We start from the raw sequence: 1,636 nt of genomic DNA, 5'->3' as shown, positions 1-1,636 counted from the left end.
GGTTGGACCTTCGGCTCCCTCGGTGACACGTAGTGTGTTATCGCCGGTTCGAGGGAATGTTATCGCCGGTTGGCGCTTGACGAGTATGAGGGGTCTCGATTCTTGGGTCAAGCAAAATTGTAAACTAATTTTCCATCCGAGGCATTGACCTGTGATGCCGTCATGCAAAGAATCAGCAAAAGTAGTGCTGCGGCGATGCAGGACGGCGGTAAAAACGATTCAGCACTCCGAAACGCACCCTGCTTTGTATGGCCGTGGGAGTGGGCGATGACCTTTGCTGTAAGGCCACCGCAACCGGGACGGAACCTGTTCCAGACGACCGATTTGGCCAGCTTCTCTTTGCCGAATCGGGTGATTGCAAAGGCCGATTCCATGGCACGCCTTAGTCAGTCGAGAACCACGTGGCGAGAGGAACGTGACAAGTGGGCGAAGATTTGGTTCGAGAAACTCAGTCGGTTTCATGGTCGCAAGCCCCAGGCGACTTGGGAATTCACCGCCGACGATGTGATCGCCTTTCTCCGCGACCACCTGCGGCGCAAGTCGCCTGCTTGGAAACGCCTGAAAATCATTCAGTCGCTGATTTGCTATCGCCGTTATGTCCAGGCGTCTACGTTTGATGACTTGCGGTTCATTCAAATCAAACTCGAAGAGCTCACCCGAGCGGAGAAGATCAAGAATGCGAGATTGCAGGAATCGGGTGAAGAGACGACGGAGGAAATCGAAGACGTCATCGGCCACATCGACCCGAGTGAACCGGACGTGATTCAGAACCTGCGGCGTACCATCCGGTCGCGTCAGGATGCGTTGGAGACGGAACGGGCCTACGTATCGAACGTCCGGGCATTCATGCGTGATCGAGCGTTGAAGTGCCAGGCGGATTTTGCCGAGATTGGCGCTGCCGACGTGGAGGCTCATTTATCCGATTTGGCGGTGGATGGGAATGTCGCCATTGCGACTCAGAATCGAGCCTTTTACGCTCTGCTGTACCTCTTTGAGCATGTATTGAAACGCGAGATGGGCGAAGTCCAAGCGATTCGCGCGAACAAGGGGAAGCAGATTCCCACAGTCCTGAGTGTGGACGAGATCGAGCAGATATTTGCACACTTAAGTGGCGTTCATTTATTGATCGCTAAACTGCTGTATGGTTGTGGGATGCGGATCAGTGAAGCGTTGCGACTGCGAATGAAGGATTTCGATTTTGACCGGATGATCATCGAGGTGCATGATTCCAAGGGAAAGAAGAGTCGCATCGTGCCGATGCCGGAATGTGTCGTCTCGGACATCCGGAAATGGATGGAGTCGCGTCGAGTGTTGCACGAACACGATCTAGAAAAGGGGCAAGCGTCGGTGTGTTTGCCGAAGGCACTGGAGCGGAAGTATCCCGGAGCCGCACGCGAGTTGAAGTGGCAGTTTTTGTTTGCGTCTCATCGCTTGTCTCGCGACCCACGGACCCGTGTGCTGAGACGACATCATTTGCATAAGGATACGTTCCCAGCGAACTTGCGTGCGGCGGTGATCAATGCTGAGATTCACAAGCATGTCAGTTCGCATGTTTTTCGTCATTGTTTTGCCACACACCTACTGCGTACGGGAACCGACATTTGCACGATCCAAGAGTTGCTTGGTCATGCGGATA

2 protein-coding genes are annotated in these 1,636 nt (G+C 53.9%); one reads left to right on the top strand and one right to left on the bottom strand.

The window, feature by feature from the left end; translation table 11 throughout:
• Positions 1 to 107 precede the first annotated feature (107 nt).
• Positions 108 to 374 (bottom strand): hypothetical protein, encoded by a 267-nt coding sequence (locus ABD971_RS35935; RefSeq protein WP_345328551.1) that lies wholly within the window; start codon positions 372 to 374, stop codon positions 108 to 110.
• Between ABD971_RS35935 and ABD971_RS35930 the strand changes: the two genes are divergently transcribed.
• A partial coding sequence (locus ABD971_RS35930) for an integron integrase (RefSeq protein WP_345328550.1) occupies positions 373 to 1,636 on the top strand: 1,264 nt, incomplete at its 3' end. The genes ABD971_RS35935 and ABD971_RS35930 overlap by 2 nt on opposite strands.

This window comes from Novipirellula rosea (assembly GCF_039541335.1).
GTDB lineage: Bacteria > Planctomycetota > Planctomycetia > Pirellulales > Pirellulaceae > Novipirellula > Novipirellula rosea.
This window is presented reverse-complemented; position numbering and strand designations above follow the sequence as displayed.

Excerpts from the sequence above, each read along its gene's own strand:
- ABD971_RS35935 (WP_345328551.1), bottom strand. The coding sequence starts at position 374 with ATGGAATCGGCCTTTGCAATCACCCGATTCGGCAAAGAGAAGCTGGCC.